7 protein-coding genes are annotated in these 4,641 nt (G+C 28.4%); all 7 read left to right on the plus strand.

The features are described 5' to 3' along the window. The first annotated feature begins 269 nt into the window (after positions 1-269). A complete protein-coding gene (locus ACJJVY_RS00020) occupies positions 270-770 on the plus strand; it encodes a hypothetical protein (protein ID WP_405603863.1) in 501 nt (166 codons plus the stop codon). 228 nt (positions 771-998) lie between these two features. Beyond that, positions 999-1,139, plus strand: a complete 141-nt coding sequence (locus ACJJVY_RS00025; RefSeq protein WP_405603865.1) for a barstar family protein — start codon at positions 999-1,001, stop codon at positions 1,137-1,139. A 65-nt stretch (positions 1,140-1,204) separates the two neighbouring features. After that, the gene (locus ACJJVY_RS00030; RefSeq protein ID WP_405603867.1) at positions 1,205-1,576 is read left to right on the plus strand and encodes a hypothetical protein; all 372 of its coding nucleotides are present in this window, start codon (positions 1,205-1,207) and stop codon (positions 1,574-1,576) included. Positions 1,577-1,823: 247 nt separating this feature from the next. Beyond that, entirely contained in the window at positions 1,824-2,765 is a 942-nt protein-coding gene (locus ACJJVY_RS00035; protein WP_405603869.1) for a hypothetical protein, read from the plus strand. A 165-nt stretch (positions 2,766-2,930) separates the two neighbouring features. Beyond that, positions 2,931-3,794, plus strand: a complete 864-nt coding sequence (locus tag ACJJVY_RS00040) for a hypothetical protein (RefSeq protein WP_405603871.1) — start codon at positions 2,931-2,933, stop codon at positions 3,792-3,794. Further along, positions 3,794-4,201 carry a hypothetical protein gene (locus ACJJVY_RS00045; protein ID WP_405603873.1) on the plus strand — a complete coding sequence of 136 codons (408 nt, stop codon included), beginning with the start codon at positions 3,794-3,796 and terminating at the stop codon, positions 4,199-4,201. Before ACJJVY_RS00040 ends, ACJJVY_RS00045 begins: the two co-directional genes overlap by 1 nt. A gap of 159 nt (positions 4,202-4,360) precedes the next feature. After that, a partial coding sequence (locus tag ACJJVY_RS00050) for a suppressor of fused domain protein (RefSeq protein WP_405603875.1) occupies positions 4,361-4,641 on the plus strand: 281 nt, incomplete at its 3' end.

The raw sequence follows: 4,641 nt of genomic DNA on the forward strand, positions 1-4,641 counted from the left end.
GCAATTAATTTATACAACGAAATAAGATTACACTTATCTTTAGGTTATAAAACACCGAATATGGTATATAAATTATCAGCTTAAAAATAAATTTTAACCTGTAGCCATATTTCAGGACGAGACATATAACAAAACCGATTATGACGCAAACTTTACTTTTTATTTTAGTCATTTTAATCGGACTTTATTAGGCTTATAAACACGGAAATAAAGCGAAAAAAGATATTCAAAAACATAATCAAAAATCCAATAAAGAAATTCCATCAACTATGGTTTTATGGGAAGATGACTATTTAATGGTTGAAATTATGTCTTCAAAAAATATTGATTTTGCAAAAAAACAACTCGGAAAAATAACTGACTCAACTGAAATTAGAAAAATTGAAACAAAAGAATTAGAAATTTCGAAAACGGAATTAATTGACTTACTCAAAACTGCGGAATTGCAAGAGTATGAAAAGATTAGTTATGCTGGAATTGGTGAACCACACGTTTTGGAAGACCCTAAGTCAAGAGCATTTGGAAGTTTAATTAGCGCTATTTTCTTTGATGGAGAAACCGATAAGGTTGAAAACATTTGGTTATCGTCTTTTAATTGGCCAGAAATAAATAAAACTAATATTATCAACGGACTTAACGAGATTGGAAAAAAATATGATATGATTTTGGTAGATAATTATCCTATACAGAACAAAATAGTGAATTTAAAAGACAAAATTGAAGTTCAAAATTATTTAGATATATATATTGAACGACATAGTAAAAAATAAATACTGTGGGCAACACCGTGTATAATTAATTGCTTTGGCAAGTGCTTATTTGGAAAATTCCTTCGGAATTTTCTCGCGCTCGTTTTTGTTTACTAAATTAGTTGCTTAAACACGCAACTAACCATACACAAAACCGTTGGGCATAATTAAAAACGAATGAGAATTATCGAGATAAATGGGAACAAATTTTCAAATCAAAAAGGTTTTTATCGAGAAGTGGAATCAAAAATGACTTCAGGTTTAAATTGGAAAATTGGTCGAAATTTAGATGCTTTTAATGACGTTTTGTCTGGCGGATTTGGAGTTCACGAAGTGAACGAGAAATATATTTTAAAATGGCATAGAAGCGAAAAAGCAAATCGGAATTGAAATATTTTGACAGAATAATAGAAATAATAAAAGAACACGAAAATATAGAATTACAATTAACATAAATGCTATTCTGGAAAACTGAAAATAGAATTGAACCCAAACAAGAATTTTACTCAAAGATTAGAGAGTATTATATTGGAATTGCTGAAAATCAAATCCCATTGGAATTACTAAATGAAATAATTTTAAAAGTAACAGAAAGGATTTATAGCGATTATAAGCGATTTTGGAAACAATATCCTAAATCCCGAAAAAGGTATTCAACTTTAAAAATGGCAGATATTGAGAATCCATTCATTCACTTTATGATAACTGATTTTTTTCAAGAAAAGAATATCGCAGAAAGTCGGAATTTCTCAAAAATTCTGTTTAAAAAGAATGAAAAGGAATTAAATGAACATTTGGAATATAAAAACTGGTACGAAACGAAATAAAAACTATGCCCAACACCATATATAATTTATTGCTGGCAAATTGCTTACTTGCGAAAATCCGCGAGGATTTTCTTGGTCAGTTTTTATTTACTAAATTAGGTGCTTAACCACGCAACAAACCATATATAAACACGTTAGGGTTAATTAAAAAAAACATTTCGTCTTCGAAAATTAACAATTCGGAAAGAAAAAAATTAAATAGAAATTATCTAAAACTATATTTGAGTTCACAAACAAACCAATCCAAATGAACAAGACTTTTAGAATTTTAAAAAAGATAATTTTATATACTTTTTCAATATTAGTTCTTCTTTCAATAGTAGGTTATATTTATCTATACAAACTTCCTAAAGGACCAGAAATTACAGAAAATATCAAAATAAAAAATGGTCAAGATTCTTTTGTTATGTATGCCTACAAGCAAAGTGAAAGAAAATCTATTAAAGTTTGGACATTCAAACCTGAAAACTGGAAAAATGAAGATAAGATAGTTTTCGTTATGCACGGAGGTGGAAGAAATGCTGATGACTATCTTAATGCTTGGATTGAAATTGCCAAAAAGAACAATTTATTAATAATAGCACCTGAATTTGAAAATAAGTTTTCAAAATATACAACTAACGATTATCAAGAAGGAAATTTATTCACTTTTTTCGGGACTCAAAACCCGAAAAAGGAATGGGCCTATACAGCAGTGGAAAATATATTTGACCATATCAAATCAATTAATAATATATCGAATGAAAATTACGACATCTTTGGACATTCTGCTGGTGGACAATTTGTTCATAGAATGATATTGTTAATGCCTGAATCGAGAATTAGAACAGCTATTTCAGCTAATTCTGGATTTTATAGCTTACCAAAAGAGAATCTTGAATTTCCTTACGGTATTAAAAATACAGGAATGAATTTGAAATCTGACTTACAGAAATCTTATAAAAAAAGATTGATTATTCTATTAGGAGAGTTAGATAATGACCCAAATTTAGGAACTTTCAGAACAACTAATTTAGCAATGGAACAAGGAGCTCACAGATTAGAGCGTGGAACAAATTTTTATAACGTAAATAAGGAATTAACAAACAAAAATAATTGGATATTTAACTGGAAAATTGACACAATAGAAAATGTAGGTCACAATTATAAAAAGATGTCTGAAAGTTCAATTGAATGGATAAATAACTAACCCTAACACCGTGTATAATTAATTGCTTTGTTTCTGCCTACTTGTGAATATTCCTGCGGAATATTCACGGGTTCGTAAAAGTTTGCTAAATTAGTTGCTTAACCACGCAACTAACCATACACAATCACGTTGTGCATAATGTCTCACTCAGACCAAAAAACCTAAATGAAAAAAGAATTAAACAACAAATACGAAATTAGGTTAGATTTTAAAAGAGAAACTGAAAATCCAAGTAGACTTTTTAGAGCGTTTGCAGAAATGATTGATGGTGTAAATAATTTAGACCATTTAATAGCTGAAACAGTTAATAGTTCTGTAAAATCAAAAATAGTTTTAGATGATATTGAAAAAGGTTCAATAATTGGTCGATTTTGGAGTGCTTTGACAATTAATGAAGAAAGTAAAATTGACAATTCACCAGAAAGTGAACAAATTGAAGAATATATTGAAGAATCTCGAGCTGAATCTTTAAAGTTCATTTCAGAACAAAAATCCTCTGTTGAGGATTTAAAAGAGTTAGCTAATAATTTAGAAAAAATTGCTAAAGAAAAATCATTAGCTGATTCTTTTAATTATGCAGAACACGATATTCTAAAATTAGCAAAAACAATAAATAAAATTAATGAATCTACTCAAGAACTGAACGAAAAGGAATCTTTTGAATTAAAATCTAAAAACAGAGAAATAAAAAATATTAAATCCGGAACAGAAAAAATTGATATTGATGCTGTAGAAAACGCTCTAACTGAAAATGAAATAGTGAATGAAACAGAAATGATATATTTAATAAAAAAACCAGATTTTTTAGGAGATTCTGCTTGGTCTTTCAAACACGGAAATAAATCAGCTTCTATTAAAATTTCTCACATAGATTGGTTGGAAAAATTTCATTCAGGAAAAACAATTGTAGTTCCTGGGGATTCTTTAAAAGTAAAGGTCAAGCAAACCTCTAAATATAATACAAATGGTTATTTGATATCAGATAAATTAGAAATCATTGAAGTATTAGATGTAATACATAATAATTAATGAAAGTAGATAAAACTATAAAATATATTCTATCATCAGAATTTCTATTTACATTGTTACCAATTGTAATTTTAGTAATGGTTCGCCTATTTCAAAATGACTTTAAATCAATTTTTTATAATACTGAGTGGTCAGTAATAGCAATAATATTATTTGGACAGTCTGTTGTGAAATTTTCATCAGGAATTTCCAATACAAATGAGAAAGTAAGGTGGCAATTTGTTGCTTTAATTATTTCATTGATAATTATTTTTGGTTTAGTTCCTTCTGTAATAATATTAATACTAAACTTAATTAATACCGAAATTCATTTTGGAATGTACATTGCTCAATTTATTATATTTCTAATAAGTTGTTTTGTATTTTTTATAGTTGGTTCTATTGGACAAAAAATGTTAGACGAATAAAAACATTATGCACAACAACATATATAATTTATTGCTGGCAAAAAGCTTACTTACGAAAATCCTCTCGGATTTTCTTTGTCAGTAATTATTTACTAAATTAGGTGCTTAAACCACGCAACAAACCATATATAAACACGTTAGCTTTAATTAAGAAAAAAAATGGAGAAATCAGAATCAGGTTCGCCTATATATCGATATGAAGAATCAGACCAAAAGGAATTTGAAGGAGCGTCTGGCGAACCATCAATAGAAGAAATATCAGACCACATTGAAAAGCATATTGGTGAAATCGAAATGGTTTTTCACGAAATAGTATCTGAACAGGTTCATATAGATATTCATTGGGTAAAACCAACAAAAGATAAACCTTTTCATACATTAGTCACATCTGGAATGAGTGACAAACCTATGAATACACCTGATGGAGTTGAGAATTGTGA

The organism is Polaribacter sp. Asnod1-A03 (assembly GCF_045063585.1).
Taxonomy (GTDB): Bacteria; Bacteroidota; Bacteroidia; order Flavobacteriales; family Flavobacteriaceae; genus Polaribacter.